At 70.9% G+C, this 26,589-nt stretch carries 28 protein-coding genes and 1 pseudogene; 16 read left to right on the top strand and 13 right to left on the bottom strand.

Annotated elements, in window-relative coordinates:
- Window positions 1–181 precede the first annotated feature (181 nt).
- From ACIA73_RS12515 to ACIA73_RS12500, 4 genes are all read left to right on the top strand, one after another.
- The gene (locus ACIA73_RS12515; RefSeq protein WP_399438396.1) at window positions 182–817 is read left to right on the top strand and encodes a hypothetical protein; all 636 of its coding nucleotides are present in this window, start codon (window positions 182–184) and stop codon (window positions 815–817) included.
- 65 nt (window positions 818–882) lie between these two features.
- Window positions 883–1,056: a hypothetical protein gene (locus ACIA73_RS12510; protein ID WP_399438395.1), complete on the top strand. Its 174-nt coding sequence runs from the start codon at window positions 883–885 to the stop codon at window positions 1,054–1,056.
- Window positions 1,053–3,308 carry a hypothetical protein gene (locus tag ACIA73_RS12505; RefSeq protein WP_399438393.1) on the top strand — a complete coding sequence of 752 codons (2,256 nt, stop codon included), beginning with the start codon at window positions 1,053–1,055 and terminating at the stop codon, window positions 3,306–3,308. The genes ACIA73_RS12510 and ACIA73_RS12505 overlap by 4 nt, the downstream gene beginning before the upstream one ends.
- Window positions 3,305–3,988, top strand: coding sequence for an ATP-binding cassette domain-containing protein (locus tag ACIA73_RS12500; protein WP_399438392.1), 684 nt, complete (start codon window positions 3,305–3,307; stop codon window positions 3,986–3,988). The genes ACIA73_RS12505 and ACIA73_RS12500 overlap by 4 nt, the downstream gene beginning before the upstream one ends.
- A gap of 141 nt (window positions 3,989–4,129) precedes the next feature.
- Here the strand turns inward: ACIA73_RS12500 and ACIA73_RS12495 are convergent, their stop codons facing one another.
- From ACIA73_RS12495 to ACIA73_RS12485, 3 genes are all read right to left on the bottom strand, one after another.
- On the bottom strand, window positions 4,130–4,789 hold the full coding sequence (locus tag ACIA73_RS12495; RefSeq protein WP_399438588.1) for a DUF5063 domain-containing protein: 660 nt from the start codon (window positions 4,787–4,789) through the stop codon (window positions 4,130–4,132).
- Window position 4,790: 1 nt separating this feature from the next.
- Window positions 4,791–5,390, bottom strand: a complete 600-nt coding sequence (recR, locus tag ACIA73_RS12490) for a recombination mediator RecR (RefSeq protein ID WP_399438391.1) — start codon at window positions 5,388–5,390, stop codon at window positions 4,791–4,793.
- Window positions 5,391–5,482: 92 nt separating this feature from the next.
- A complete protein-coding gene (locus tag ACIA73_RS12485; protein WP_389249682.1) occupies window positions 5,483–5,818 on the bottom strand; it encodes a YbaB/EbfC family nucleoid-associated protein in 336 nt (111 codons plus the stop codon).
- Window positions 5,819–6,143: 325 nt separating this feature from the next.
- Here ACIA73_RS12485 and ACIA73_RS12480 point away from each other — a divergent pair, with 325 nt between their 5' ends.
- A complete protein-coding gene (locus ACIA73_RS12480) occupies window positions 6,144–6,935 on the top strand; it encodes an SLATT domain-containing protein (protein WP_399438390.1) in 792 nt (263 codons plus the stop codon).
- 113 nt (window positions 6,936–7,048) lie between these two features.
- Here the strand turns inward: ACIA73_RS12480 and ACIA73_RS12475 are convergent, their stop codons facing one another.
- The 3 genes from ACIA73_RS12475 to ACIA73_RS12465 all read right to left on the bottom strand — a co-directional run bounded on the left by ACIA73_RS12475 (window position 7,049) and on the right by ACIA73_RS12465 (window position 10,046).
- The gene (locus ACIA73_RS12475; RefSeq protein WP_399438389.1) at window positions 7,049–7,696 is read right to left on the bottom strand and encodes a hypothetical protein; all 648 of its coding nucleotides are present in this window, start codon (window positions 7,694–7,696) and stop codon (window positions 7,049–7,051) included.
- Between the two features lie 94 nt (window positions 7,697–7,790).
- Window positions 7,791–8,546, bottom strand: a complete 756-nt coding sequence (locus ACIA73_RS12470) for a GntR family transcriptional regulator (RefSeq protein ID WP_399438388.1) — start codon at window positions 8,544–8,546, stop codon at window positions 7,791–7,793.
- Between the two features lie 138 nt (window positions 8,547–8,684).
- Window positions 8,685–10,046 carry an aspartate aminotransferase family protein gene (locus ACIA73_RS12465; RefSeq protein ID WP_399438387.1) on the bottom strand — a complete coding sequence of 454 codons (1,362 nt, stop codon included), beginning with the start codon at window positions 10,044–10,046 and terminating at the stop codon, window positions 8,685–8,687.
- A gap of 299 nt (window positions 10,047–10,345) precedes the next feature.
- Between ACIA73_RS12465 and ACIA73_RS12460 the strand changes: the two genes are divergently transcribed.
- From ACIA73_RS12460 to ACIA73_RS12450, 3 genes are all read left to right on the top strand, one after another.
- Entirely contained in the window at window positions 10,346–10,939 is a 594-nt protein-coding gene (locus ACIA73_RS12460; RefSeq protein WP_399438386.1) for a DJ-1/PfpI family protein, read from the top strand.
- Window positions 10,936–11,418 carry a MarR family winged helix-turn-helix transcriptional regulator gene (locus tag ACIA73_RS12455; protein ID WP_399438385.1) on the top strand — a complete coding sequence of 161 codons (483 nt, stop codon included), beginning with the start codon at window positions 10,936–10,938 and terminating at the stop codon, window positions 11,416–11,418. The genes ACIA73_RS12460 and ACIA73_RS12455 overlap by 4 nt, the downstream gene beginning before the upstream one ends.
- Window positions 11,419–11,505: 87 nt before the next feature.
- A complete protein-coding gene (locus ACIA73_RS12450) occupies window positions 11,506–13,575 on the top strand; it encodes a serine/threonine-protein kinase (protein ID WP_399438587.1) in 2,070 nt (689 codons plus the stop codon).
- A 66-nt stretch (window positions 13,576–13,641) separates the two neighbouring features.
- On the opposite strand, the gene ACIA73_RS12445 is transcribed toward ACIA73_RS12450, so the two are convergent.
- Both ACIA73_RS12445 and ACIA73_RS12440 read right to left on the bottom strand, forming a co-directional pair.
- Window positions 13,642–14,739 (bottom strand): serine hydrolase domain-containing protein, encoded by a 1,098-nt coding sequence (locus tag ACIA73_RS12445; RefSeq protein ID WP_399438383.1) that lies wholly within the window; start codon window positions 14,737–14,739, stop codon window positions 13,642–13,644.
- Window positions 14,740–14,809: 70 nt separating this feature from the next.
- Window positions 14,810–15,481, bottom strand: coding sequence for a DUF4097 family beta strand repeat-containing protein (locus tag ACIA73_RS12440; RefSeq protein WP_399438382.1), 672 nt, complete (start codon window positions 15,479–15,481; stop codon window positions 14,810–14,812).
- A 302-nt stretch (window positions 15,482–15,783) separates the two neighbouring features.
- Here ACIA73_RS12440 and ACIA73_RS12435 point away from each other — a divergent pair, with 302 nt between their 5' ends.
- A complete protein-coding gene (locus tag ACIA73_RS12435) occupies window positions 15,784–16,551 on the top strand; it encodes a helix-turn-helix domain-containing protein (protein WP_399438381.1) in 768 nt (255 codons plus the stop codon).
- A gap of 55 nt (window positions 16,552–16,606) precedes the next feature.
- On the opposite strand, the gene ACIA73_RS12430 is transcribed toward ACIA73_RS12435, so the two are convergent.
- Both ACIA73_RS12430 and ACIA73_RS12425 read right to left on the bottom strand, forming a co-directional pair.
- Window positions 16,607–17,512, bottom strand: coding sequence for a hypothetical protein (locus ACIA73_RS12430; RefSeq protein ID WP_399438380.1), 906 nt, complete (start codon window positions 17,510–17,512; stop codon window positions 16,607–16,609).
- Between the two features lie 286 nt (window positions 17,513–17,798).
- A complete protein-coding gene (locus ACIA73_RS12425) occupies window positions 17,799–19,130 on the bottom strand; it encodes a lipase family protein (RefSeq protein ID WP_399438379.1) in 1,332 nt (443 codons plus the stop codon).
- A gap of 141 nt (window positions 19,131–19,271) precedes the next feature.
- Between ACIA73_RS12425 and ACIA73_RS12420 the strand changes: the two are divergent.
- The 3 genes and pseudogenes from ACIA73_RS12420 to ACIA73_RS12410 all read left to right on the top strand — a co-directional run.
- A pseudogene (locus ACIA73_RS12420) lies at window positions 19,272–19,415 on the top strand (transcriptional regulator); the annotation flags it as partial.
- On the top strand, window positions 19,412–19,654 hold the full coding sequence (locus tag ACIA73_RS12415; RefSeq protein WP_399438378.1) for a DUF397 domain-containing protein: 243 nt from the start codon (window positions 19,412–19,414) through the stop codon (window positions 19,652–19,654). The pseudogene ACIA73_RS12420 and the gene ACIA73_RS12415, both read left to right, overlap by 4 nt.
- A 47-nt stretch (window positions 19,655–19,701) precedes the next feature.
- Window positions 19,702–20,370, top strand: a complete 669-nt coding sequence (locus ACIA73_RS12410) for a DUF6193 family natural product biosynthesis protein (protein ID WP_399438377.1) — start codon at window positions 19,702–19,704, stop codon at window positions 20,368–20,370.
- 16 nt (window positions 20,371–20,386) lie between these two features.
- On the opposite strand, the gene ACIA73_RS12405 is transcribed toward ACIA73_RS12410, so the two are convergent.
- Window positions 20,387–20,962: a TetR/AcrR family transcriptional regulator gene (locus ACIA73_RS12405; protein ID WP_399438376.1), complete on the bottom strand. Its 576-nt coding sequence runs from the start codon at window positions 20,960–20,962 to the stop codon at window positions 20,387–20,389.
- A gap of 104 nt (window positions 20,963–21,066) precedes the next feature.
- Between ACIA73_RS12405 and ACIA73_RS12400 the strand changes: the two genes are divergently transcribed.
- The 3 genes from ACIA73_RS12400 (at window position 21,067) to ACIA73_RS12390 (ending at window position 24,031) form a co-directional block, all read left to right on the top strand.
- Window positions 21,067–21,915: an SGNH/GDSL hydrolase family protein gene (locus ACIA73_RS12400; protein ID WP_399438375.1), complete on the top strand. Its 849-nt coding sequence runs from the start codon at window positions 21,067–21,069 to the stop codon at window positions 21,913–21,915.
- 56 nt (window positions 21,916–21,971) lie between these two features.
- Window positions 21,972–22,826, top strand: coding sequence for a hypothetical protein (locus tag ACIA73_RS12395; RefSeq protein ID WP_399438374.1), 855 nt, complete (start codon window positions 21,972–21,974; stop codon window positions 22,824–22,826).
- 107 nt (window positions 22,827–22,933) lie between these two features.
- A complete protein-coding gene (locus ACIA73_RS12390; protein WP_399438373.1) occupies window positions 22,934–24,031 on the top strand; it encodes a hypothetical protein in 1,098 nt (365 codons plus the stop codon).
- Window positions 24,032–24,077: 46 nt separating this feature from the next.
- On the opposite strand, the gene ACIA73_RS12385 is transcribed toward ACIA73_RS12390, so the two are convergent.
- Window positions 24,078–24,677, bottom strand: coding sequence for a TetR/AcrR family transcriptional regulator (locus ACIA73_RS12385; RefSeq protein WP_399438372.1), 600 nt, complete (start codon window positions 24,675–24,677; stop codon window positions 24,078–24,080).
- Between the two features lie 125 nt (window positions 24,678–24,802).
- Here ACIA73_RS12385 and ACIA73_RS12380 point away from each other — a divergent pair, with 125 nt between their 5' ends.
- Window positions 24,803–25,024, top strand: coding sequence for a hypothetical protein (locus ACIA73_RS12380; RefSeq protein ID WP_399438371.1), 222 nt, complete (start codon window positions 24,803–24,805; stop codon window positions 25,022–25,024).
- Window positions 25,025–25,147: 123 nt separating this feature from the next.
- On the opposite strand, the gene ACIA73_RS12375 is transcribed toward ACIA73_RS12380, so the two are convergent.
- A complete protein-coding gene (locus ACIA73_RS12375; RefSeq protein ID WP_399438370.1) occupies window positions 25,148–26,503 on the bottom strand; it encodes a lipase family protein in 1,356 nt (451 codons plus the stop codon).
- Window positions 26,504–26,589: the final 86 nt, after the last annotated feature.

Here is a 26,589-nt window from a genome sequence, read left to right as displayed (position 1 = left end):
GGTCACATCGGCGCCACGAGCCCCCGCGCCCGGCCCGCGACGGTTGTCCTCCCTCGTTCGGGGGACTCCGGGTGGCGGTCCGCCGGTCGGGCGTAAACCTTTGGTTGGGTCATGGAACGGTGTCGTGATCGACGGCAGCGGGGGCCTTCCACCGCCCGTAACGAAAGCAGAGGACTCCCCTGTGGACCACGTGGAATCCGCCACCTCGCGCCCCTCGCACACCGCCTGCCCCGCTCCCGCCGCGCACACCGCACGCACCACGCTCACCTCGGGCTCCGGGCGCGGTCTCCGCCGTTCCGTCCTTGTCTCGCTCGCGGCGCTCACCGCCACCGCCGTACTGGCCACGGTGGCGCCGTCGGCCTCCGCCCGGCCGGCCTCCGCCCCGCCCCTCTCCGCCCCCGCCGCCGGTGCCGCGCTCTCGCGCCCGGCCGCCCAACCCGCCGACAACGACCCCGAGTTGACCGCCCGGATCCTCGACGGAATCAACCGCGCCCGGCAGACCGTCCGGCCGGGCGGCGAGGCGGTCGTCTACCGCAGCCACGGCGCGGACCTGGTCTACACGAAGCCCGCCCGGGGACAGGGGCAGGGTCAGCTCGTCGTCCGTACCCACCAGGACAAGCGGGGCATGGCCTTCTGCCACGCCGCCGCGATGGCCGCCGTGTACGCGATCGGCTCGGCCGCGCTGGCCGCCGCTGCCCTGGCGGGCGGCATCACGATCGTCGGCATCGCGATCTCCGCCCAGGCGGCCGGTGCGCTGTCCACGGCACTGGCCGTCGGCTCGGGAGTCTCGGCCCTGGTGTCCCAGTACGTCTGCTGAAGCCTCGGCACCGCTGAACCGGCGGAACCCTGCCGAGCACCACCGTCACGATTGCTAGAGGTTCCATGGATTTTCTCGCCGTCTGCACCAGCCTCCTCGCGCTCCTGCTGATCGCCCTCGGGGTGCTGGGGTTCTCCCATGTGCGGCGGGAGGGTCAGGCGCCCCGGTGGCTGCTCAAGGCGTTCCTGCCGGTCTGCCTGCTGCTGGTGATCTGTCTGCTGGTGCGCGCATTCCAGTGAGCCCCGAAAGCCCCGCCAGGCCCACGCGCCCCACCCGGACCGAAGGCCCCGGCCGCCCCGCTCGCCTCGCCCGCCTCGCACTCCCCGCCTCCCGGCTGCTCGTCGTGATCGCGGGGGTGCTGGCGCTGGTTCGCTTCGCGGCCCATCTGGCGTCCGGCGCCGGGGTGGCCCGGGCGCTCGCCGGTTCGGGGCGGATCACGCCCGGGGAGCGCACCGGGGCTCTCACCGTGTCCCACCTGGTCAACGTGCTCTGGCTGGGCAGCGGGATCGCGCTGCTCGTCCTCGCCGGGGTCATGATCCTGTCCGGGGCGGGCGGCGGCTTCCTCGTCGGCGGGACGCTGGCCTGGTTCGGGCCGCTGGCCCTGACCACCTCCGAGCTGCCGACCACGCCGTTCCTGCACCGTACGGACACCGCCTTCCTGTACGTGGTGGGTACGGCGGCGGCACTGGTGCCCGTGGCCCGGCTCGGCACGCGCCCCGGCCGCAGCGGTGCGCCACCGGCCCCGGCCCGCCCCCCGAGCCGTACTCCACCCGTACCTCCTGTCTCACCCGCCCTACCTGCTGTCTCACCCGCCCTACCTGCCTCGCCCGCCTCCGTATCCGCTCCTCCCCCGTCCCCCCTGCGCGGAGCCCTCGCGCTCGTACGGGCCGACTCGCGGCGGCGGTTGAACTTCGTGTCGCGGGGCGCCGCAGGGCCACGCGCCGGGCGGCACACCGCCTGGTTGCTGCTGTTCGGCACGCTCGCCGCACTCGTCTTCCTGGTCCTGCTGAGCCGGCAGGCCGCCACGTCCCTGACCGGCCGGGCGGACGGCTACTCGGCACCGGACCTGGCCGCACTCTGCTGGTTCCCGCTGGCACTGGTGGTGCTGACGCAGTTGCACGGGGCGCGTCCCGCCATCGCCGTGGCCCTCGCGCATCCCAAGGACGCCGAGGTGCTGGAGAGCTTCCAGCTGACCCGCCCGCAGACGGTGCTCGCCCGTCTCGTGCTGCCGTCGGCGGCCTCGGCCGTTGCCCTGAGCGGCGGCCTCGCGGCACTCGCCGCGCCCGCGCTGCTGGCCACCGGGGCGACCGGGCCGCAGGTGGCAGCCGTCCTCCTGCACCTGACCGCCTTCCTGGCGCAGGCCGTACTCCTGAAGATCCTGCTGGTCACCACCTTCCTGCGGCTGCCCGGCACCGGGGCCCGGCTGCGCGGCCTGTTCGACGGGGCGGCGTACTGCCTGGCCGGGGTGGTCACCGGGATCGCCGCCGCACCGCTGGTCGCGGCCCGCTCGTCGCTCGGCGACTCGCCGGACCAGGCCTGGCAGTCTCTGGCGCGCCGGGCGGTCGTCGCCGCCCAGCCGGACCGGTTCAGCACGCTCTTCGTGCCCGCCGGTCTGCCGGTCACCGTGGCCGTGCAGGGCGTCGTGGTGGCCGCCCTGGTCTGCGCCTGCCGCTGGTCCCTCGCGCGTCTCCCGCAGGGGGTACGCCGGAACGGCCGCCCGCACTCGGAACGCCCACGCGCGAAACGACCACGCGCCGACCGCCCGCTCGCCCTGGTCCGCTTCGGTACCGGGATGGCGGGCATCATGGCGCGCAAGGACCTCGCCCTGCTGAGCAGGGGCGGTACCCGCCGCACCGATCCGGCCCTGCGCCACCTCCGGATGTCGCTGTTCCTGGGCTGCGCGGGGCTGGCGGTCACGGCGGTCTCGGGGCCACTGTGGCACCTCTCCGGTTTCGCCGCCCTGACCACGCTGGTGTCGGCCGCGCTCCTCGCGGCCGATCCGGTCGTACGGATCTGCGGCATCGAGGCGGAGGCCGGGAGCTGGGAGCTGCTGCGCCTGTCGCCCCGGCCGCTCGGCTCCCTGGTCACGGGCAAGGTGCTTTCCGCCGCCCTCCAGCTCGCCCTGCTGACCGGCCCGCTGTACGCCGGAACCGCCGCCCTCACCGGTTCTGCGGGGGCGGCCCCGCTGACGGTGCTGCTCGCGTTCCCCGCCGTGCTGCTGAGCGTGGCCGTGGGCATGGTCACGGGTTACGCGGCGGTGCCCCGGACCGAGGTGTTCCGGGGCGGCGGCACCACCCGTCCCGTGTCCGCCGGGGTGGTGGAGGCCCTGACCGCCTGCCTCCTGCTGGCCCCGGCCGCCCTGCTGGCCTGGCACTTTCCCACCGATGACGCCCTGATGGGTTCCGGCCTGCTGCTGACCACAGCGGTGCTCGCCGCTCTCCTGTGGGGGGTCGGCCGGAGCGACCGGCTGCCCGGAATGAGGTACACGTGAACACGGACGAAGCCCCCGCGTTCGAAGCCGTCGCGCACGAAGCCCCCACGGTCGAAGCCGTCGCCCTGAGCGTCACACCGGACGCGGGCGGCGCGCTGTACCCGGTCTCCTTCGTCCTGCCCGCCGGTGAACTGGCCCTGCTGACCGGCCCCAACGGCGCGGGCAAGAGCACCCTGCTCCGGGTGCTGGCCGGCCTGATCGGCCCCTCCGCCGGCACCGTGACCGTCGCCGGTCTGCCGCCGGACCATCCCGGGGTACGCCGCCGCCGGGGCTTCCTCCAGGACGAACCACCGCTCTACGACCACCTGACCGTGCGAGAACACCTGCTCCTCGCGGCGCGGCTCTGGCAGGTCCCGGTCCCCACCGCCCGCCTGGACCGCTACGGCCTCACCCAGCACCTCGACCGGCCGGCCCACGCCCTCTCGCTCGGCTCGCGCAAGAAGCTGGGGCTGCTGATCGCCACCGCGCACGAGCCGGGCCTGATCCTGCTCGACGAGCCGTACAACGGGCTCGACCACACCGCCGCCGACCTGCTCACCGCCGAGCTGGCCGCCTGGCGCGCGGGCGGACGCACCGTCCTGATGTCCACCCACGCCCCGGACCGGGTGGCCCGGCTGACCGACCGGAGCATCGCCCTGCGGCTCGGCACCGGACAGCCGAAAGCCCCGGCCAGTCCGTAACAACGCCCCGGCCGGGGCTCATGGGGTGGAGGTGAACACTCCCACCGGTCGGCTCAGCGGCTCAGCGATTCAGCCCGCCGTACGGATCCCCAGCGGCTCAGCGATTCAGCCCGCCGTACGGATCCCCAGCGGCTCAGCGATTCAGCCCGCCGTACGGATCCCCAGCGGTCCCGCGATCTCCTCCAGCATCACGCGTCCCGCCTCCTCCTCCAGGTCGCTCTCCGCCAGGTCCTCGTCCGTGTCCAGGCCGTCCAGCTCCTGGAGAGGCTGGTCGAGGCGGACGTGGGCGACCAGGGACTGGAGGGCGCGCAGGGTGGCGGAGGCGGTGGAGCCCCAGTTGGAGAAGTAGGAGAACTGCCACCACCACAGGGCCTCGGTGGTGCGGCCGGCCCGGTAGTGGGCCAGGCCGTGGCGCAGGTCCGTCACCACGTCCGCGAGGTCGTCGGAGATGCGGCAGGCGACGGGTGCCTTGCGCGGTTCGTACGGGTCGAAGACCTCGTTGTACACGTCGATCGGGTCGAGCATCCGGGCGAACCGGGCGCGCAGATCGTCGACATCCGGCTCCGGGCCGAGGTCAGGCTCGTACCGCTCGTCCGGAATGATGTCCTCGTGCGCGCCCAGCCGCCCGCCCGCGAGCAGGAGTTGGGAGACTTCGAGGAGCAGGAACGGCACCGCGCTGTCCGGCTCGTCGCCCTTGGCGACTTCCGTGACGGCGAGGATGAAGCTTTCGACCTGGTCGGCGATCTGGACCGCGAAGGTGTCCGGTTCGTCCCCTGGCGTGTGCACGGTGGCGTCGGGCATGTCAGACATCCAGCAATCGTCTCCCCTCGAAGGCACGCCCGAGCGTGACCTCGTCTGCGTACTCCAGGTCTCCCCCTACAGGAAGACCACTGGCCAGCCGGGTGACCTTCAAACCCATGGGTTTGATCATCCGGGCCAGGTACGTGGCGGTGGCCTCGCCCTCCAGGTTGGGGTCCGTCGCCAGAATCAGCTCGGTGACGGCACCGTCCGCGAGACGGGCGAGCAGCTCGCGGATCCGCAGATCGTCCGGTCCGACGCCCTCGATGGGGCTGATGGCGCCGCCCAGTACGTGGTAACGGCCCCGGAACTCCCGGGTCCGCTCGATCGCGACCACATCCTTGGACTCCTCCACCACGCAGATGACGGTCAGGTCGCGGCGCGGGTCGCGGCAGATGTTGCACCGCTCCTCCTGCGCGACGTTCCCGCACACCGCGCAGAAGCGGACCTTGTCCTTGACCTCAAGGAGTGCGTGCGCCAGCCGTCGTACGTCGGTGGGCTCGGCCTGGAGGATGTGGAAGGCGATCCGCTGCGCGCTCTTGGGACCGACGCCGGGCAGCCTGCCCAACTCGTCGATGAGGTCCTGAACCACGCCTTCGTACAACGGATTGCCTTCCCGGTTCTGCTTGATACGTACGGTAGTTGGTGCGAGGGGTTACGCAGAAGAGCCGGAGCCCTTCTCGCTTGCGGCGCTGCTCAGAAGGGCAGGCCGGGCATGCCGCCCAGGCCCTGGGTGAGCGGGCCGAGCTTCTGCTGCTGGAGGGTCTGCGCGTTCTCGTTCGCGGCCTGTACGGCGGCGACGACGAGGTCCGCCAGGGTCTCGGTGTCCTCGGGGTCAACGGCCTTGGGGTCGATCACCAGGGCGCGCAGCTCGCCGGAGCCGTTGACGGTGGCCTTCACCAGGCCGCCGCCGGCGGTTCCGTCGACCTCGGTCCTGGCGAGCTCCTCCTGCGCGTTGGCGAGGTCCTGCTGCATCTTCTGGGCCTGCTGAAGCAGCTGCTGCATGTTGGGCTGGCCACCACCGGGGATCACGGCATGTCTCCTAGTCGTCGATCAGAGTCCTTTTCTGAGCCTACGTGGTCGTCCAGGGGCGTGCCCCATGCCGTCACAAGTGACTCTTTCGAGTGAAGGCCTGCCCACTCCTCTCCTGATCACGACACCCCTACAGGGGGAAATACCGGGACAACGGCCCACATGGCCCACCATTCGGCGGTAGGAAGGGCAAGCGCACCCGTACGGAGCAGTTTTGCGGGCCACCCGCGTGGGCGGACCACCCGCGGACATCGACCACTCGCGGGGCGGTGCGCGCCGCCCGTACGAGTCCCAGCCGCTAAGGCCAGATGCTAAGGAGTGCCCGGTGAGTCAGCCGGAGATGCAGCCCGAGAGGCCGCCGGCCCGGCACGACGCCGGTTCCGGTCCACATTCCGGTGCCGATGGCGATGCCGGTGGCGGTGACGACTGGGGCTGGGACGCGGAGGACCTCACCGGGCGGCCGTTCCCGCTCGGCGACTGGGGCGAGCCCGCCGAGCGCCTGGACGAGCTGTACCGCTGGGTCGAGGAGGGCGCGCTGCGCACGGCCCGCTGGTACCTGGCCGACCGCGGCTGGAAGCGCCGCACCGCGAGGGCCTTGCGCCTGGGTACGGCGGTGACGGTGGTGGCCGGCGCGGCGCTGCCCCTCCTGGACCTGACCGGGGCGGTTCCCGGCGGCGCGGGCTGGGGCTATCTGGGGCTGCTGCTGGCCGCGGCGTGCGTGGCCTGCGACCGCTACTTCGGCCTCACGTCCGGGTGGATGCGGGACATGGCCACGGCCCAGGCGGTGCAGCGGCGGCTGACGGCGTTGCAGTTCGACTGGGCGTCCGAGAGCGTGCGCGAGATCCTGGGCCCGACGGACGGCACGGCGAGCGAGGCGGCGGAACGGTGCCTGGGGGTCCTCCGCCGCTTCACCGAGGACGTCACCGAACTGGTCCGCGTCGAAACAGCGGACTGGATGGTGGAATTCCGCTCCGGGCCCGCCCCCCTGGTCATGCAGACCCTGGGCGCCTCCTCCCACCGCCCCGATCCCCCCACGGGTCACCCCAGCAGGCTCCCCCTCCCCCCGGGAACCCGCCCCAACATGCCCAGACAGCGCCCACCGGAGTCCCCGAGGTAGCCCACGGGACGGCGGGTCCCGCCGCCCCGGCGTGCTCAGGCGGCGGGGTCGGCCCGGAGGGTGCCCCTCAGCCCCTCAGCCGCACGGCGGCGACGTGGCGAGGTGGCGACCGATCAGCTGAAGATGATCATGGAGCCTTGGCCCAGGCTTCGGGTGGCTGCGGCGTGCAGGCCCAGCCAGACGTGGCGTTCCCGGGCGAAGGGGGACGGGTCTGCCGGAGCCGGAGCCGGCTCCTCCAGAGTGGTGGGTCCGGCCGGAGGGGCCGGTGGTGCCGGAGGGTTGGCCGGGTCGATGCCGAGGGCGGGGGCGACGTACTCCAGCTCGCGCAGCAGCCCCTGGGCGGAGCCGAGAGGCCCGCCCCCCGCGAGGAGCTCCTCGTTGGAGAGCGGCGCCGCGAAGTCCACCGGGACATAGGCGCCCGCGTGGTCGAAGTGCCACACCAGGTGCGACCCCAGCGCCGTCTCCTCGAACACCTCCAGCAACTGCTCGTAATCCCCGCCCAGTTCACCGACCGGAGTGACCTCCAGCCCGCGCACCGCGAGCAGATACGCCCGCCGCAGCAAGTGCAGCGCGTCGTAGTCGAAGCCCGCGACCGGGGCGACGTCTCCGGACAGCCCCGGCATGTACGGGAAGATCGGCACGGTCGGCAGCCCCGCCTCGGTGAGCGCCTTGTCGTACGACGCGATCTCCTCGGCGAAGGGGTTGTCGGGGCTCTGGCACAGCACGTCGACCAGGGGTACCAGCCACAGGTCACAGGCCAAGGGGGCTCCTCCACGGTCCAAGGCGTTGCGACCCCATGGCCGACGCCGGTTCAGGCAGCGTAATGCCCTGCGCACGCAGGGCGAAGAGTGCCGGTCAGCTATGCCCCAAGGTTGTGCCGACGCACCCGTCGCCCGCCTCTCGCCAGGCCCCCTGCCCGGCAGGCCCGGACAGCCCTTCCGCCCACCTCAGCGCCGCCTCGTCGTGCGCCGCCAGCACCTCGTACACCGCTTCCACGTCGCACCGCACCAGCGCCGCCACGACCTCCTCGTACCCGCTCCACAGCAGGCCCGAGCCCCGCAGATCGGGCGACTCGCGCAGGTGCGGGACCGAGAACACCCAGCACCTGACCCGCAGTTGATGCAGGAATTCGGCTATGTGCGGGTTGCCGATGATCGAGGCGAGCGAGTTCCAGAAGCGCAGGTCGTAGCCGATGAGGACGTCCAACTCCCCCGCCCTGGCTGCCCGTCCGGCCTCCTCGGCGCGGCGTCGCAGTACCACGAAGCCGTCCGGCGGAAGGTCGCTCGCGGCGAGGGCGAGACGGTGGTGGACGCCTTCGACGATCAGCCGACGCGCCTCGACCATCCCCTTGAACTCGGCCGCGGTGTACGCCCGTACCCGAAATCCCCGGTGCTGAGCCGAATCGAGGAGCCCCTGCGCGGCGAGCTCGACGAGCGCCTCGCGCACGGGCGTCGCGGACACCTCGTAACTCTCGGCTATCTGCTTGACGGTGAACTCGCGGCCCGGTTGCAGCCGTCCGGCCAGTACTTCGTCACGGAGTGCGTCGGTGAGTTGCTGACGCAGCGTGCTGCGGTTGACGGTCCCGCGGGTGTCGGCGCCGCTCGCGGGCATGGTGGTTCCCCCTTCGTCCGCTCCGGACACCTTATGGGGCATCCGGAGCAGGACAAGGGGGAAGATCACATTCCGTTACGTGGCCGGAATGGTGACGCGGCGTACACGCACCCGGAACACCTCCCAGCGACAGCCCGGTTACACGGTGTACTCGTCCGCCACCGACAGCGCCACGTCCAGCGCCGCCAGGCCCTCCTTGGCCTCGGCCTCGGAGACGTTGCAGGCGGGAACCACATGGGTGCGGTTCATGTTGATGAAGGGCCAGAGGCCGTTCTTCTTGCAGGCGGCACCGAAGGCGGCCATCGGGGCGGCGGCCGCGCCGGTGGCGTTGTACGGAACCAGCGGCTCGCGGGTCTCCCTGTCCTTCACCAGCTCCAGCGCCCAGAACATGCCGGTGCCGCGCACCTCGCCGATGCTCGGATGGCGCTCGGCCAGGTCGCGCAGGCCGGGCCCGATGACCGTCGCGCCGAGGGTGGCGGCGTTCTCGACGACCTTTTCCTCCTCCATCACCTGGATCGTGGCGACGGCGGCGGCACACGCGAGCGGGTGACCGGAGTAGGTGAGTCCGCCCGGGAAGGCGCGCTTCTCGAAGGTCTCGGCGATCGCGCCGGAGAGGGCGACGCCGCCCAGCGGGACGTAACCGCTGTTGACGCCCTTCGCGAAGGTCATCAGGTCCGGTACGACGTCGTAGTGGTCGGCGGCGAACCACTTGCCGGTCCGCCCGAAGCCCGCCATCACCTCGTCCAGGATGAAGACGATCCCGTACCGGTCGCAGATCTCCCGCACGCCCTGGAGGTAGCCCTCCGGCGGCGTCATGATCCCGGCCGTGCCCGGCACCGTCTCCAGCACGATCGCGGCGATCGCGCTCGGCCCCTCGAAGGCGAGGGTGTCCTCAAGGTGCTGGAGCGCACGCGCGCACTCCTCCGCCTCGGTCGACGCGTAGAACGCGGACCGGTAGAGGAAGGGGGCCCAGAAGTGGACCGTGCCCGAGGACCCGTTGTCGGAGGCCCAGCGGCGCGGGTCACCGGTCAGGTTGATCGCGGTGTTGGTGGCTCCGTGGTACGAGCGGTAGGCGGCCAGCACCTTGTGACGGCCGGTGTGCAGCCGCGCCATCCGCACCGCGTTCTCGATGGCCTCGGCGCCGCCGTTGGTGAAGAAGATCTTGTCGAGGTCGCCCGGCGTGTGGGAGGCGATCAGCCGTGCGGCCTCGGACCGCGCCTCGACCGCGAAGGCCGGGGCGAAGGTGGTCATGGTGGCGGCCTGCTCCTGGATCGCCGCGACGACCTTGGGGTGCTGGTAGCCGATGTTGGTGAAGACGAGACCGCTGGTGAAGTCCAGGTAGCGGTTGCCCTCGTAGTCCCAGAAGTACGAACCCTCCGCGCCGGCCACGGCCAGGGGGTCGATCAGGCCCTGGGCGGACCAGGAGTGGAACACGTGCGCCCGGTCGGCGGCCTTGACGGCTGCGCCCTTGGCCGGGTCGGGGGTGAAGTGAGGGGTCATGCGGGCAGGCTAGATCACCGCAGGTGGGGGGCGCGATGGCCATCTTGTACGGGATGGGGTCGGCGGATCGGCAGGGTGTCGAGCCCTCGACGGGGAAGGCGGATCGGCGGCGTGCGGAACTCTTGACGGGGCAGCGGATCGACAGGGTGCCGAGCCGTGGGGGATCAGGGTTCCCGCCCCTCCCGTTCCCTCGGCAGCCCCCGCCCACTCCATTGACAGCCCCCTGTCATTTCGACAGAATGCTGTCATCGGGTCGCGACCGGGATGGTCCGAGACCCCACGATCCCCAGGAGACCCTCATGTCCCCCAAGACCGTGCACCTCGCCGTATACGACGCCTACGCCGACTGGGAGTCCGGCCACATCACCGCCGAGCTCACCGATCACGGCTACACCATCCGCACCGTGGCCCTCACCGACCGGTCCGTCGTCACCAAGGGCGGCCTGCGCGTCCTCCCCGACATGACGCTCGACGGCCTCCGCGCCGAGGACAGCGCACTCCTCATCCTCACCGGCGGTGAACTCTGGGACAGCGGCGAGAAGTTGGCCCCCTTCGCCGCCACCGCCCGCACCTTCCTCGAAGCCGGGGTCCCGGTGGCCGCCATCTGCGGGGCGACCGCGGGGCTGGCCCGCGAAGGGCTGCTCGACGAGCGCCGGCACACCAGCAATGTGTCGTTCTACCTGGCTGCCACCGGCTACCGCGGCTCCGCCCACTACGCCGACGCGGACGCCGTCACCGACGGGGACCTCATCACCGCCAACTCCACCCAGCCCGAGGCCTTCGCCCGCGAGATCCTGCGGCGGCTGGACGTGTTCCCGCCGGAGAAGCTGGACGCCTGGTACCGCCTGTTCCACGACTCCGACCCGACCGCCTACGAGGTGCTCACCGCATGACCGAACCGACGCCCGCCACACCCGAACCCCCCGTGCAGCAGCTCCTCACCCGTACCGCCCTCGGCGTCTTCCACCTCAACGGGCAGTTCATCTCCGTCTCGGACGCGATGGCCCGGGGGGTGGGCCTCACCGCCGCCGGGTGGCAGGTGCTGGGGGCCGTCAACCGCATCCCCGCCCCCGTCGCCGCCATCGCCCGCACCATGGGCATCACCCGCCAGAGCGTCCAGCGCACCGCCGATCTCCTGGTCGAACGCGCTCTCGCCGAGTACACCGACAACCCCGCGCACCGCCGCGCCAAACTGCTGCGCGCCACGTCCACCGGCCAGTCCGCCATCCGCCAACTCGATCCGGCACACGCCCAGTTGGCAGCACACCTCCGTGCCGAGCTGGGCGACGACGCCTTCGCCGAAACCGTCCGCGTACTCGAACGTCTCTCCGAGGTGATGGACAAAGCGCCAAATCCAGTGACGGATCCGTAGCCGTCCCCGCACCCTTTTGTCGTACGCCGGCCCTATCCTCGATCCATCGCGGTCACATCGGGGGAGGGTGGCGCAGCAGTCATGGCCATGGAGAAACTGGGTTCCACGGATCCCCAACGCATCGGCGCGTACCGCCTGTTGGCACGTCTGGGCGCGGGCGGAATGGGTCAGGTCTTCCTGGCCAGGTCCGATCGCGGACGTACCGTCGCGGTCAAGCTCGTACGCCGTGAACTGGCCGAGCAGGAGGAGTTCCGCTCCCGCTTCCGGCAGGAGGTGCAGGCGGCGCGCCGGGTCGGCGGCAGATGGACGGCCCCTGTCCTGGACGCGGACACCGAGGCCGAGGTCCCCTGGGTGGCGACGGGTTACGTCGCCGGGCCGACCCTCCAGCAGGTCGTCTCCGGCGGTCACGGACCGCTCCCCGAGCGCTCGGTACTGGTCCTGGCGGCCGGCCTCACCCACGCCCTGAAGGACATCCACGCCGCGGGCCTGATCCACCGCGACCTGAAGCCCTCCAACGTCCTGATCACCATCGACGGACCGCGCGTCATCGACTTCGGCATCGCCCGCGCACTGGAAACCGTCACGGACAGCGGCCTCACCCGCACCGGCGCACTGGTCGGCTCCCCGGGGTTCATGGCCCCGGAGCAGATCCGCGGCGACCGGGTCACCCCGGCCTGCGACGTGTTCTGTCTGGGGTCGGTCCTGTCGTACGCCGCCACCGGCAGGCTTCCTTTCGGTACGACGCACAGTGGTGTCCACGCGTTGATGTTCCGTATCGCGCAGGAGCCCCCGGACCTCACCGACGTACCCGAAAGCCTGCACGACCTCATCCGCGACTGCCTCCACAAGACCCCGGCGTCCCGCCCCACCCTCGCCCAGCTCCTCCCCCGCACCGGGCCGGGGCCCGTCCCCGGCGATCCCTGGCTGCCGGCCGCGCTGGTCGCTCAACTGGGCATCCACGCCGTTCAGTTGCTCGACCTGGAAAACCCCACGACGTCCTTCCAGGCCCCGGCCGCGGCGCTCGCGCCGACCACCGAGGGACCCTCCTCCGACGCCTCGGACACCACCCCGCTGCCACCCGTGGTCGCGGGCACCACGCCGCCGCCCTCCGCCGACCCGAACGCGGACGCACCCGCTGCCGCCGCACCGCCGTCACCCCACCCGGCGACCCCCCACCCCGCCTCCGGCGCGCCGACGCCGCCGCCCCCCAACGCCCCCGGCGACGGCATGCACTCCCTGCCCACCTACGTGGTCCCCCAGGGCGCGACACCCCCGCACACCCCTCCCACCCCGCCCGCCCCTGGGACCCCTCACGCCCCCACCACCTACGGCTACCCCAACACCCCTGCCCCACAGGGCAGCTACGGCTACCCCGACAACCCGGCACCGCAGGGCAGCCTCGGCTACCCCAACTCCCCCGCACCACATGCCGGTTACGGCTACCCGAACAACCCCCGCCCGGCCCCGGACCCCTACGCCTACCCCACCCCGCCCGGCAGCTACAGCTACCCGCCCCCCATGGGCCCGGGCGGTCCGGGCGGTCCGGGCGGTCCGGGCGGTCCGGGCGGTCCGGGCGGTCCGGGCAGCACCCCCGGCGCCAACCCCCGCCGCAACCGCTCCACCCTCGCCCTCGTCGCCGTGGCCCTGGTGGTGGCCCTGGCCTCCGGCGGTGCCGTCTACGCGTTCATGAACAGCGGCGACGACTCGAAGAAGGACACCGCCGCCACCAGCACCCCCTCCCCCCGGGCCACCACCGACGGCAAATCCCCCACCGGACAGGGCACTTCGGGCACCCCCGCCGACACGCCGCCCCCCTCGGCCGAACAGCCCCCGGGGGAATCCGTCCCCTCCGGCTTCCTCGGCACCTGGAACGGCTACGTCAACGGCGACCCCCGCGTCCTCACCCTCAAGCAGGGCGAAGTCGGTGACCTCGTCCTCTCCCTGACCGCCGACGGCGCCGGCTACCACTGCCTGTTCGAGGCCCGACTCGACGCGCGGCCCGACGCCTCGGGCCCCCTCGACATCTCCCCCTCCCGCGTCGTCACCGGCCCTGCGGCCTCCTGCAAGCCCGGCAACGCGTCGACCGTCGAACTCCTCCCTGACGGTTCCCTGCGCCGCACCACCACGGACGGCAAGTCGGTGACGTACACCAGGTAGCCCCCGGACAGCCCGAAGGGCCGGAGTCATCAACTCCGGCCCAACCAGCGACTGTTGCCACATCCGTCACGCTGCCGAGTCGTCCGCGAACACCAACTCGATCAGCCGTGCCACCAGCTTCGGGAACTCCAGAGCCGGATTGATGTCCGCGTCGCCCATGGTCAGTCCCGCCGACAGCGCCCTGCTGCCGTCCGCAGAGCTGTACATCAGTGCCCCGTATCCGCCCGGCGCACCGCCGTTGTGGTGGTAGATCGTGCCGTCCGGGCCCTCGCCCACCTCCTGCACGAACAGTCCCAGCCCGTATCCGAGCGGTCCGTACGGCTTGCGCATCTCCTCCATCAGCTCGGCGGACAGCAGCTTCCCGCCCATCAGCGCGGAGATGAACACCTGAAGGTCCCGGGTGGTCGAGATCATGTCCCCGGCGCCGATCAGGATGGTGGAGTTCTGCCGGCTGACGTCGTCGGTCTTCCACTCCTCGCCGTCCTGGTAGCGGCAGTACCCGTGGGCGTACGGCGCGGGCAGTTCACTGTCGTTCCCCGGCACCAGGGTGTTCTTGAGCCCCAGCGGCCCCAGGATCCGCTGCTCCATGACCTCGGCGTAGGTGCTCCCCGTCAGCTTCTCGATCAGCAGCACGGCAAGCGCGTAGTTGGAGTTGGAGTAGCTGAACTCGGTGCCCGGCTCGAACTTCAGCGGCTCGGCCAGCGAGATCCGTACCAGCTCCTCGACCCGGTAGCTGTGCAGGCGGTTCTCCACCCAGTCCTTGCCGTTCGAGGCGATCCGCATCTCGAAGGTCCCGTCGGGGCGCGGCTCACCGGTGTAGTTGAACAGTCCGCTGGTGTGCTGGAGCAGCATCCGTACGGTGATCCGCTCGTCGATCCCGTACTCGGGCAACAGCTCACCCACCGGCGAGTCGAGGTCCAGCGCCCCGTCGTCCACCATCTTCAGCACCAGGGTGGCGACGAAGGTCTTCGTCGAACTCCCCACCCAGAAGTGCCCGTTGACGTTGGGTGGCTCACTCTCCCCCAGCTTGTGCACGCCGGCGCTGCCGACCCATTCGCCCCGCTGGGCGTCGTGCACCCGCAGCTGCACTCCGGCGAACCCGCCGTCGACGGCTGCCTGGATGGCTTCCTGAAGTTCGGTCCTGTGCATCACGTTCGTGGTCATGAGGGTGCTCCTTCAGAGGTGTTCAAGGGTGGGGGTGGAGTGGGGGACGGCCGAGCGCCGGCCGGGAGGATCAGAGGCTGCGGGCGGTGATGTCGCCGTAGGAGGTGGTGGCGCGGATGTTCAGCGCGGCGCCCGCACCCTCGGTGTTGTTGAGCGAGTTGCTGACGCGTCCGTACGAGGTGCCCGCGTCCAGCGTGGCGGAGACGCCCCGGCCCGCGCCGACCTCGATCAGGCCGGACTCGGTGCGCAACTCGACCGAGCCGGCGATCGCCTCGGTGATGCGGATGTCGCCCTTCTGGATCTTGACCTCGGCCGAGCCGCCGAGACGGCCGACCGTGACATCACCGGAGAGGACGGTGAGGCGGGCGCTCGCGGCCTCGTCCAGCTTTACCGGACCCTGTGCGACCTCAAGGACGACGTCCCCGAGGCGGCCGACGCCCCGGATCTCTCCGGCAGCGGCCTTGCCCTCGAAGCTGGAGCCCGCCGGAAGCTGGACGGTCACCTCGACCGAACCCGAGCCCTGGCCGAGGATCCGGTTCTTCGCCGTGGCGGCCACGATCCGCAGGACACCGTCCGCGTAGTCGACCGAGATCTGCTCGGCCGCCTTCACGTCCTTGCTCTGCGAGGCGTTCGCGGGAAGGACCTCGACGGTGGTGTCGGCGCGGTCGGCGGCGATCAGGTTGATGCGGGCGGCGGGGATGTCGAGGACGACGGCGATCGGGGTGGTGGTGTTGAACTGCATGGTGTGCTCCTTCGTCATCCGGATCGCGGTCCGCGTGTGCGGCCCGTCGTTTCCGATGGACGAAAAGCTACGTTGCATTGCCACCCTCGGCAACTACTTCGTTGCACCCAATCTCTATAGCAGCAGCTCAGAGCCCACAAAGAGTTGCAATGGTTCTAAAGTCAACGCAACACACGCCTGCGCTACGTTGCAATGATTTGAAAGTGAAAGCTATGCTCGGGGCCTCACGCACTCACGTACTCACCCGAACCACCCGAAACACGCACCGCCCAAAACACGCACCGCCCACTAGGAGACCCGCCGTGCCCGGAGGCCGACTCACCCAGCAGGAACGCCAGCAGATCGCCCTGGGCCTGGCCGACAACCTCGCCTATGCGGAGATCGCCCGCCGCCTGGACCGTCCCACCTCGACCATCACCCGCGAGGTGATGCGCAACGGCGGACCGCACGGCTACCGCTCCGACCTCGCCCACCGCGCCACCGAGCACCGCGCCACCCGCCGCAAGCCGGCCGCCCCCCGGGCCCCTCATGCCCCCGACCCCTCCGACGGCCGCGACCCGGAGTCCGTACGCGGCTTCGAGGAGGTCTTCACCACCGTCTTCATGGCCTCGGGCCTGCCCAAGATGACCGCCAGGATCCTCGCCTGCCTCTACGCCACCGACTCGGGCAGCCTCACCGCCGCCGAACTCGCCCAGCGCCTCGACGTCAGCCCGGCGTCCGTCTCCAAGGCCGTCGCCTTCCTGGAGGCCCAGGGCCTTATACAGCGCAGGCGCGACGAGGGCCGCCGGGAGCGCTACACCGTCGACGACGACATCATGTACGAGTCGACGCTGGCCAGCGCCCGCGCCACCGCCCACCTCCGCGACACCGCCCGCCAGGGCGTCGCCGTCCTCGGCCCCGACACCCCCGCCGGTGCCCGCCTCGAAAACCTGGCCCGCTTCGTCGACTTCGTCTCCGAGGCCATCACCCGCGCGGCCAACCAGGCCCGCGAAATCCTGCACAGCGGACCGGGGACTGGGGCGGATACCGGTACGGGACCGGGGTCGGGGTCGGGGCCAGCGGCACGCTGATCCCCTCAACGGGACAGCCTCCGCATAGGGACGGAAGCCTCAGAGGTGACGTGGCCTACGCGGGCAGCCCGCCCAGCGTCCCCAGCTGGAGTACGTCGCCCCAGCGCATCGCCTCGCCCGCGCAGCCCTTGCAGCGGCCGGGGCGGGGCAGCTTGGCTCCGCAGACCTCGCACGCGGCGGGCAGCCGGGGCTCCGACCTCCGCACCGGCACCGCCGCGTCCTTCCCTGCGGCTTTACGGGTCAGCCGGTTGGCCAGCAGTTTCGGCGCCGACAGCACCTCGTCCGGCAGCGCGGCCGTCAGCGACTTGCGCAGCGCGGCCTCACCCACGCCCTTGTCCCAGCAGGCCACCACCAGCGGCGCGAGCTTCAGCGACTCCGAGATGCCGAGGGAGAGGGCGGGCGCGTCCTTCCCCAGCGTGTGGAGGAAGCGGGCGGCCCGGCCGTGGCGTTCGTCGGCGCGCTCTTCGGGAAGTTCGGCGTCGGCTTTGACCGCCGTGGCCGGGGGCGCCTTGCGGGGCGGCGGAACCTTGCACTCCACGCGCGCCGTAGGTGGTTCTTTTACAGGGGTGCTTGAAACCGAAGGTTTCCGGCCCGGCGCGCCGGACGCCGGATCACCGGGGGCCGGTTTCCGGCCACCCTCCGGCTCACCCGTCCCGACCACTTCGTCGTACCGGTGATCGAACACCTCGTAGACGGTACGGATCTGGCCCGTCGCCGCGTCGTTGGAGGTGACCCGCTTGAGATACCGGGCTTCCTCCAGCTCACGCAGTGCGGAAGCGATCCGGGCCCGCCCCTCCTTCCGCTTCCCCGCCAGCGAACGCACGGATGCGCTGGCGGCTTCGGGGAGGCTGACGAGGTACTGGAGTACGCCTGACGCACACCAGGAGATGGTGTGGTCCTGAAGAAGGGCGTTCTGGAAGATGGTGAACGAGCGCGTGGGCACGGTACGGTAAATGCGCATCGGGAGGTGATGTCTCCTGGTGTCAGACCCCCGGGTGTTCTAGCACCGCGGGGGTCGCTGGTTTCATTAAGTTGTTGTCGTGGACCATTACGCGACCATCAACTCGGCGCGATGCAAGCCGTGTTGCCGATCTCCACTCATTTGAGTGACTGCCCCTTTCTGGGCGACAGCAGCGCATCGGCGACCCCCGCCAAGAGCCTCACATGCACGAATCTGCCTGCCTCCACCGGCGGACACCACCACGCCGGCGGCCAGGTGTTCCTGAGGTCGAACTCGCAGGGATGGGTTACTGACGTTCCTTTACCGGTCGGAACCGATCGACGGCTGCCTCGCCGGTCTTCGCCGACGCGTCGAAGAAGTCGACGATCCGGGGCACGGCCTGTCGCACCGAGCCGTTGTGGTCGTAGTCGCCCACGTCGGTGACCCGGCTCGCGGCGCCGTTGCTCGTCAACTGGTCGGCGCAGTACGCCGCATGGCTGGAGTTGACGTCCTTGTCGCCCATGGCGTGGAAGATCTCCACCGGTACGTTCGGACGCCAGTCGCACGTGGTGTCCAGCGCGCGCAGCTTCTCCTTCAGGATGCCCTCGGGCTTGCGGATCTTGTTCAGGAAGTCCTCCTGGAACAGGAGCGCGGACCGCCCCGGGAGCGCCTTCGCGATGTCGTCGGTGGTGGTGTTGCCGTTGAGGAGGCCCTCCACGATACCGGCGTAGTCATGCGTGAAGGCCTCGCTGGGGGACTTGTACAGGCCGTACGTCTTGTTCCACGCGGTCGCGAAGTAGACGAGGTAGAGGGCGGACTTGTCCTCGATCTCGTCGTTGGCGGCGGCGGCCTCGAAGGCGGAGAGGTTGAAGGGGCCGCCGACCGGGGCGAGTGCGCCGAGGCGGAAGTAGCGGTCGGCGGACTCCTGTTGGAGGGCCCGGCCCACCATCATCGTCGCGGGGCCGCCCTGCGAGAAGCCGCTGACCTGCACCTTCCGCTTCAGCTCCCGGCCGCTGCGGTGCGCGACGGTCCTGGCCGCACGCAGGCCGTCCACCGAGGCCGAGACCGTGGCCAGGGGGTCGCCGTACGGGTGGAAGCCCTCGCCCGCACCGAGGCCCACGTAGTCGGGTGCCGACACGGCCCGGCCGGTCGAGGCGAAGAGGAGGGCGACGAGGCGGTCGGTGGACTTCGGGTTCTCCGAGGCGACGTCCTTGCGGTAGACGGTGGTGCCGTGCAGCCAGGAGACGGTGGACAGGTGGCGCGCCCGGTTCTTGGGCAGGACGAGGAGCTGGCTCGCGGTGGTGGGGGCGCCCGCGCTGTTGGTGGTGCGGTAGAGGACCTGGTAGGCGGTCACGCCGTAGCGGACCCGGGACACGTCGATCTCGCCGCTGAGTTCAGCGGCCACTTGCTCGGCCGTGAAGTCGGCCACCTGCTTGACGGAGACGAGGGTTCCGCCTTGCGGCTGCCCGACGCGGGAATCGGCCGAGGCCGAGGCCTGAGCCGGAGCCGCTACCGAGGCCGGAGACGCTACCGACACCGAGGCCGACGCCGACGCCGAGGCCGGAGCGAGCAGCGCGGAGACTCCTCCAAGTGCCGCCGCACCAACCAGAATTCGCGTTTTCGTTCGCTGTATGTTCATGGGTGGATCATGCCCATCGGCCGCCCCGCCGGGACATGGGACGACCCCCCGGACCTCACAGGGGGAAGGCCCCCTCAGCGCGCATGGGACTCGCCCCCGTTCCGCATCCGGCAGCAACTCCGTGCAGGATCACGCCCCGAGGAGATCCAAGACATCAGCACACTGATCGACGATCCCGCAGCAGTCAGTATCTACTCCCAGAGGTATGCGAAGATCCGGGAACAGGCCCTGGGTCCTCGTGAATCGCTGGGTCTCATCGAGCGGTTGGCAGGAGAGCTGAGATGAGCAAGTCCCTCCACTGGTTCAAGTCCAGCTACAGCGACAGTGGCGGCGGCCAGTGCATCGAGGTCGCCTACAACTGGCACAAGTCCTCCTACAGCGGCGGCGACGGCGGCGAATGCGTAGAAGTAGCCACCTGCCCCCACACCGTCCACATCCGCGACACCAAACTCAGCGGAACCGGCCCCATCGTCGCCGTTCCCGCCCCCAGCTGGGCCGCCTTCCTCGCCTGGCAGGAAGGCTGACGCCCGACCCGGCCGCCCACCGCACCCTCGGCGCCGCACTCCGCGCCGTGGCGGCGGAGAGCGGTATCGGGCTCGCCTCCACGGCCCACGACTCCGACTCGCCGACCCACGCCACGATCGCAAGCCTGGTCCCGCACCGTCGCCCCCTGCGCATCAACGCATGGCCGGACGGGGCCCGTTGGTCCGTCGTGGCCGAGGACGTATGCGAAGACCTCACCCTCAGCAGCGGCGACACCGACGATCTGACCCAGGTGGCCCGCGCCGCCCACGCCTGGCACACCGGCGCCGACCTCCCCGAACTCCACCGGGCCGCCCCCTTCCTCCGCCCCACCGGACGGTACGAGGTCCCCGACCACGACCCGCTCCACCTGGTCGAGTCGGAGTGGCGGGCCCTCCTCGCGGAGTCGCGCAAACCGGCCGAGGCGGGCCGCCGCCACCGCGCCCTGGTCAAAGCGGCGTACGCCGAGCCCCGCCTCCGTAACCTCTTCCCCTTCACCAGCCACTGGGCGCTGCGATTCTCCACCACCACCCGGCCGTTCATGACCCTCACCGGCCCGGCTCTGCTCGCCTTCGACGACCACTACACGGTCAGCGCCGCCTTCACGGGCACCCCCGCCCTCGTCGAGACCAGCACCCCCGAGGCGGCGGTGGCTGCCCTGCTCCCCCACCTGCCCTCGCCCCTTCCTCCGATCGCCCTTGGCTGCAAGCACGGGTAACACCGAGGCGCCGGTGTCACAGCAACGGTCGTACCACCGCCCTGGCCAGGCCCTCGGCGAAGTCGCGGGGGGCAGCGGGTGCGTCGACCCCCTGGGCGTAGTAGCGCAGGAACGCCTCCTGGAAGCACGCACCCACCAACAGGCCCGCCGATGCACCGGGATCGGCGTCCGGGGCGATGCGGCCGAGGTCCTGCTCCGCCCGCAGGTAGGCGGTGAAGCCGACGAGCGCCTGTTCCGGTCCGGCGCCGTGGCGGCCCATCGCCTCCCGGTGGGCGGCCATCCGCCGGGGATCGGCGAAGAGAGCTCCCAGCATGGGGATCGCCCGTTGGTAGAAGTCCAGGGCGGCGTGGGCGAGCGCCGCAAGATTGTCCTCGACGTCGCCCTCGCCCGGACGGACGGTGACGCGGGACATGCCCGGCAGCCGCTCGTCGAGAACAGCGAGCAGCAGCCGCTCCTTGTCCCCGAAGTACTTGTACAGCGTGGGCTCCGACACGCCGGACGCCTGCGCGATCTCCTTCGTCGTCGCGTGCACCACGCCACGGCTGCGCAGAATCCCGGCAGCCGCGTCGAGGATCTTCTCCCGGGTGCTCATGACCTTCCGTCCTCCTCGGTTCGCCCACCCCGTTGACAGGTTAGTGAACACTAACGCATGCTGCGGTTAGTGTTCACTAACCCACTCCTGTCCGGAGGTTCGGCATGCCCGAAACAGCCAACTCGTCCAACATGTTCACGAAGAAGCGCGTCGTCATCGCCCTGACCGCCCTGCTCCTCGCCTTACTGGGCGCGGCCGGCACCGTCAGCTACCTCACCTTCGTACGCTCGCCCGCCAACGCGGCGGCCGACGCCTGCGCCGATGGGCGCCCACAGACCTCCGGCCAGGTCGTCGTCGCGGCCGGCGCCAGCATGGTTCAGGGCACCCTCGGCCACGACTGGGTCGGCGCTCTGCGCGAGAAGCCCGTCTTCCGGGACCACGCGTTCATCAACGCCGGCGACAACGGCAACACCAGCGCCGACCTGCTGGAGCGCGTCGACAGCGACATCGTGGCGTGCGACCCCGACCGGGTCGCCATTCTCGTCGGCGCCAACGACGTCCGCGGCGCAGTGCCGGTGAAGGACTACCGCGACAACCTCCGCGCGATCGTCGACCGCATCAGAAGCAGAACCTCCGCCCGTATCGCCCTGATGTCCCTGCCTCCCCTCGGCGAGAACCCCGACACCGGCATCAACCGCCAACTCCGCGCCTACAACGCGGCGATCAGGGAGACCGCCACCCGCGCCGAAATCGACTACGTGCCCGTCAACGAGCGCTTCACCGCTCACCTCGCCGACCTCGGCGACCGGCCCGCCTACGACTTCAGCTTCACCACGTCCTACCTGGCGGCCGCCGAGCACTATCTGCTCGGCCGCGACTGGGACGACATCGCCCGGAACAACGGCCTGGAACTGCTCGTCGACCACATCCACCTGAGCGACCGGGGCGGCGCCCTGCTCACCGACCTCGCCACGGACTGGCTGTCCGGCACCGGAGCGTCCGCGAAGCAGTAGGTCCGGTCCCGCGGCTTCACGGATCGGCACACCGCCGTACGGACTACGTTGTCGCCGTGCATCCCCTTCACTTCGAGCCCGCCCAGGTCACCCCGGCCGTCGACGGCACCCACGCCGCCGGGGCCGCTGGCGTGCAGGTCTTCCACTACCTCCCCGGGGACGAATCGCCCGTGCTCCGGCACTGGCCGGGGCTCTACCAGGACTGGCCCGAGGACGAGACCCCCTTCACCGAGTGGGCGGTGAACAACAACAACTCCGAGGAAGTCGCCCTCTACATCGGCCTGGTCTGGCACCTGACGGCAGGGCTGGCCCGGTACGCGATCCCCGCGTACTACCGCGATGAAGCCCAGCGCACTGTGGGCCGCACGCCCACACTCATCGACTGGCAGTACGAGGTCGACGCCGAGCAACCGACCCCCGCACTCCGGGCCAGGGGCTTCGTCCCCGGGCGCGCGGCGGTACCGTCCTCGCCGCGCGGCACCGCATGGCAGCGTGCCAACTCCGGCCGGGCGGGCCTGTTTCCGCTCAGCACACCGAGGGACCTGGTGTCACTGCTGCACGCCGTGATCTTCGACGCCTCGTCGGAGATCACGGTGTTCGCGGTCGCCCCGGGGTCCGAACGCCTCGCCCGCCTGGCTGCGGCACTGCGCGGCCCGGACCGCCCGGAACTGTCCGACGTCCTCGGCGACGAAGGCGTATGCGTCGACCTGACGCTCGGCTCCGACCTGGGCTGTGACGACTCGCTCATCGCCGCGTCCCGCACCGACCTGCGCCCCCGGCTCACCGCCTTGACCACCGCCTGCGCGCACCGCATCCAGGCATACGACCAGGCCGTCGACAAACTCGTCACCGTCCCCGAATTCCTTCTCGCGATGCGCGCACTCGCGGGGGTTGCGCTGGACACCCCCTGATCCCGCTGTGCCGAAAATACGTGCGGACGGGTTGTGTGATCATGCTGCGACAGACGGGGCGGGCCTGGGGAGGGTCCGCTGCACGGCGGTGAGGGTGGGGGTGCCACATGGGCGAGAACGGATCCATATCGGACGAGGAGTGGGACCGGTTTCTGCGGGAGGCGGGCACGGGGAGCGGGGACGCACCCAAGGAGCCGTCCGCGCGGGCCCGGATGGTGACGCGTCGCTTGCGGGAGGAACCGGCGGAGCCGGAGGGGTGGCGGGTGCACCGTCCCAAGCGGCGGAGGCGGCTCACCGGGTGGTACGCGGTGGGGCTGGTGGCCGCTGTCGCGGTGCTGGTGGTGGCGCTGGTGGGGCCGGGGCGGGTCGGTGGGTGGTTCGGGGTCGGTACGGGGAATTCCGGTACGCCGCTGGCGGCGGAGACCTGGCAGCCCGGGGCGGCGGCGGATCCGGCTTCGGGCCAACGTGGCACGCTGGACGCGCCGTTCAGGGGTTCTCCGGCCGCGCGGTGGAGTGATGGGGTGGCCGGGATCTACGTACCCGAGGCGAAAGCGACCGGGTGGATGAGCCAGGCACAGGTGGCCGACGCACTCGCTCGCTCGCGCGACTTCCTCGTCGCGTCGAACCTGGAGGCGGGAGTGCTTCGCGGGGAGCGGCCGGGCAGGGCGATCGCCATGATCAGCCCCGACCAGCCCGACATGCAGCGGTACTTGAAGTCCGCGTTCCGCCCCTCCCCCGCGGAGCGGGACGATCCGCTGCTGATGTTCAGCCGGTTCGACGGAACGAAGGTGCGGCTGGTGGGCGACGTCGTCAAGACACGGGGCCGGCTGTCGCTCAAGGAGGGCAAGCTGGGCGCGGTCGAGGTGACCGCCGATGTCAGCTACGTCTATCCGATGGTGCGCACGGCTGCGGGCAGCGATGAGGTCGTGCGGACGATCGTGCGCCGCGAGACCGTGATGAGCTGGGACGATCCGGCGAAGGTGAAGACCCGGGCAGGGACGTTCTCCCTCGTGTCCTACCAAGTCGACACCACGAACGCGGGCTGCGACAACCACGACGGCTACTTCTCCCCACCGTTCGGCACGGAGAGCCGCTCCTCGGAGCAGAACGGCACCGAGGTCGACCCCTACGACCGGAACAAGCCGATGGACGAACGGATGCGGGAGGGCACCGGCGAGGGATGCGGCAAGGCCACGCGGTCGTAGCCCCGCAGCCGTAACCGCACCCCCCTGCCCTGCGCCCCGCGCGCCCTCAGGACGGCGCCAGCAGCTGATCGACGTGATGGCCGAGGACCTTCCTGGCGACCTCGGGTTCGCGGTAGCCGAGGGCGACGTCCATGCCGAGGCTGGTGGCGAGGGACCAGCAGATGTCGGCGTCGGTCATCACCGCGGCGCGCGCGGCCAGACCCCGGGCCTCGCGGGCGCCGGTGATGAGGGTGGCGGTGAAGGTGAGGAGTTCGTCGTCGGTGGGGGCCAGCACACGGGCCATCGTGGGGTCGGAGACGGCGCGTCCGGCCACCGCCAGGGAGAACCGCATCAGGCGCGTGCTCTCCTCGTCCGGGGTGACCAGAGCGAGCAGACAGGTGCGGAGCAGGGCTTCGGGAGTGGTGTCCCCGGCGGCGGCGACCGCTTGCTCGATACGGGAGTTGACGGCGAGAACGGCCCGCTCCATGGCGTCCTTGATCAGTGTGTGCATCGAGGAGTAGTAGTGCTGCACCTGCCCCATGGACACGCCCGCCTCCTCGGCGACCTTCCGTAGCGTGACCTGCTCGGTGCCACCGCGTACGGCCAGCGCCCAGACGGCCTCGACCAGGCGTCCCCTGCGCTCCTCGTGATCCACGATCTTCGGCATGCCGTCCCTCTCCGCGTTCCTCCCGCACTTTTGCCATGCGATCGCATTGCATAAGCACTCACCCCGCTATTACAGTGCAAGTGCATTGTAATCGCTGGACGCGACGTCCCCGGAGGGCACAGCTCATGAAGTACGACGCCATGCAGGTACTCGGGATGATCCTGCTCGCCCTCGGGGCGCAGGGTGCGATCCGCAAGATCATCGACCATGAGTACGGCGGACTGCTCAGCTGGATGCCGGGCGGCCTCGGCCCCGCCCTCGCGGTCTACGTGCTCGCGGCGATGGGCGGCCTGGCGGCCGCGGGCTGGGCCCACAGCAAGGCGAAGGCGGCGGGGCGCAGGGGATGACCGGTCACCAACGGACGTGCGGCGCCGAGTGGGCAACACTGTGGCTCGTACCACCACATTCCACCCGACACCGCCCACGCTGTGGGGCCAGGAACCTCAGGGCTCTCAGGACCCTCAGGACCCTCAGGACCCCGAAGTCGGTACCTCCGGGGCGAGCGAGTTGCCCGCCGGGATGCGGCCGCAGTCCGACGGGGCCTTCTTGCCCGCGAACCTGTCGTTCAGCCAGCCCAGGGCGGTCGGCGCCCACGGCACGGCGGCCCCGACGTGGCTCAGCAGCTCGAACTGCTGGTACTTGATGGCCGTGTCGCCCTTGTCGCAGTACTGGCGCGCCAGCGCCCGTACGTCTCCTGCGACCATGACGCCGTCGCCCGTTCCGATGCCCGGAAGGTTGCTGAGGGTTCCCTCGAAGACGCCCCCGTTGCCCTGCGCGATGTAGCCGGGGATCTGCGGGGCGGCGGCCGAGCCGAGGTTGAGCTTGTTGACCGCCTCGATGAAGGGCCGCACCGAGTTCGGGTTGGCGTACTGCGGCTTGACCATCTTCTTCCAGGTCAGCCCGGGGTACTGGCCGAGCGCGTTGACGATCGACCCCTTCTGCAGCTTCTTGAAGACGTCGAGGCCGTAGCTGTTCAGATAGGGGGTGAAGTCGATGTCGTAGGCGCGGGCCGCCCCGATGATGGCCATCGGCGCGACACCGGCCCAGATCGAACTGCCGCTGATGTACTTGAGGTTGTGCGCCGGATTCACCAGCAGCCCGCCCTCGGCGTAACCGACCAGCCGCCTGTTGACGTCCGGCGCGTAGCTCGGCGCGAGCACCGCCGCCCAGTGAGTGGCGATCGCGCCGCCGGAGTAACCGGCCATCCCGAAGCGGGTGCTGGCGTTCAACCCGGTCTCCGGCGCCTGGCCGGCGGCCCGGATCGAGTCCAGGGTGGTCGTCCCGTACTCGGGTCCGGCCGCGAAGTTGGCGGTCTGCCCCTCGGTGTCCGGGATGACGACGTTGTAGCCCGCCAGCAGCAGCGGCGCCATCAGCAGCGACTCGCCGTTCGCGATCACCCCGCCGAGCGAGACGTCACCCGCGATCGCTCTGGACGGGGCGTGCTCCGGGTCGAGGGAGTCGTAGAACGACTGGTACGACACCGCCTTGCTGCCGTCGCTGCCGGGACTGCGCACGATCGAGGTCACCCCGGCGGACGGGCGGCCCTGCGCGTCCACCGTGCGGAACAGCAGCTGGATCGCCTTGACCGGGGTCGCGATGCCGAGCACGTGGTACGAGAGCGTCCGGGTCTTCAGTACGGCGCCGGGGGCGTACGAGGCCAGCGGCTTGCTGCCGTCATAGGTGTAGAAGGAGTCCTTCGCGGCGGCGGCAGCCGACTGGGCGGACGGGGCTGAAGGGGCGGCCGACGCCGACGCCAGGGGAATGGCGGTGACGGCCAGAACGGTGACGACTGCGGTTGCCAGCTTGCCCTTTGCGGTGCGGTGCATGGTTCCCTCGGATTCGTCTCGTGCATCACGGGGATGATGGGGGGGGTGTTACCTAGCGGTAACAGCGCCGCAAGTTACCAATAGGT

Source organism: Streptomyces sp. NPDC051561 (assembly GCF_044454195.1).
GTDB lineage: Bacteria > Actinomycetota > Actinomycetes > Streptomycetales > Streptomycetaceae > Streptomyces.
This window is presented reverse-complemented; position numbering and strand designations above follow the sequence as displayed.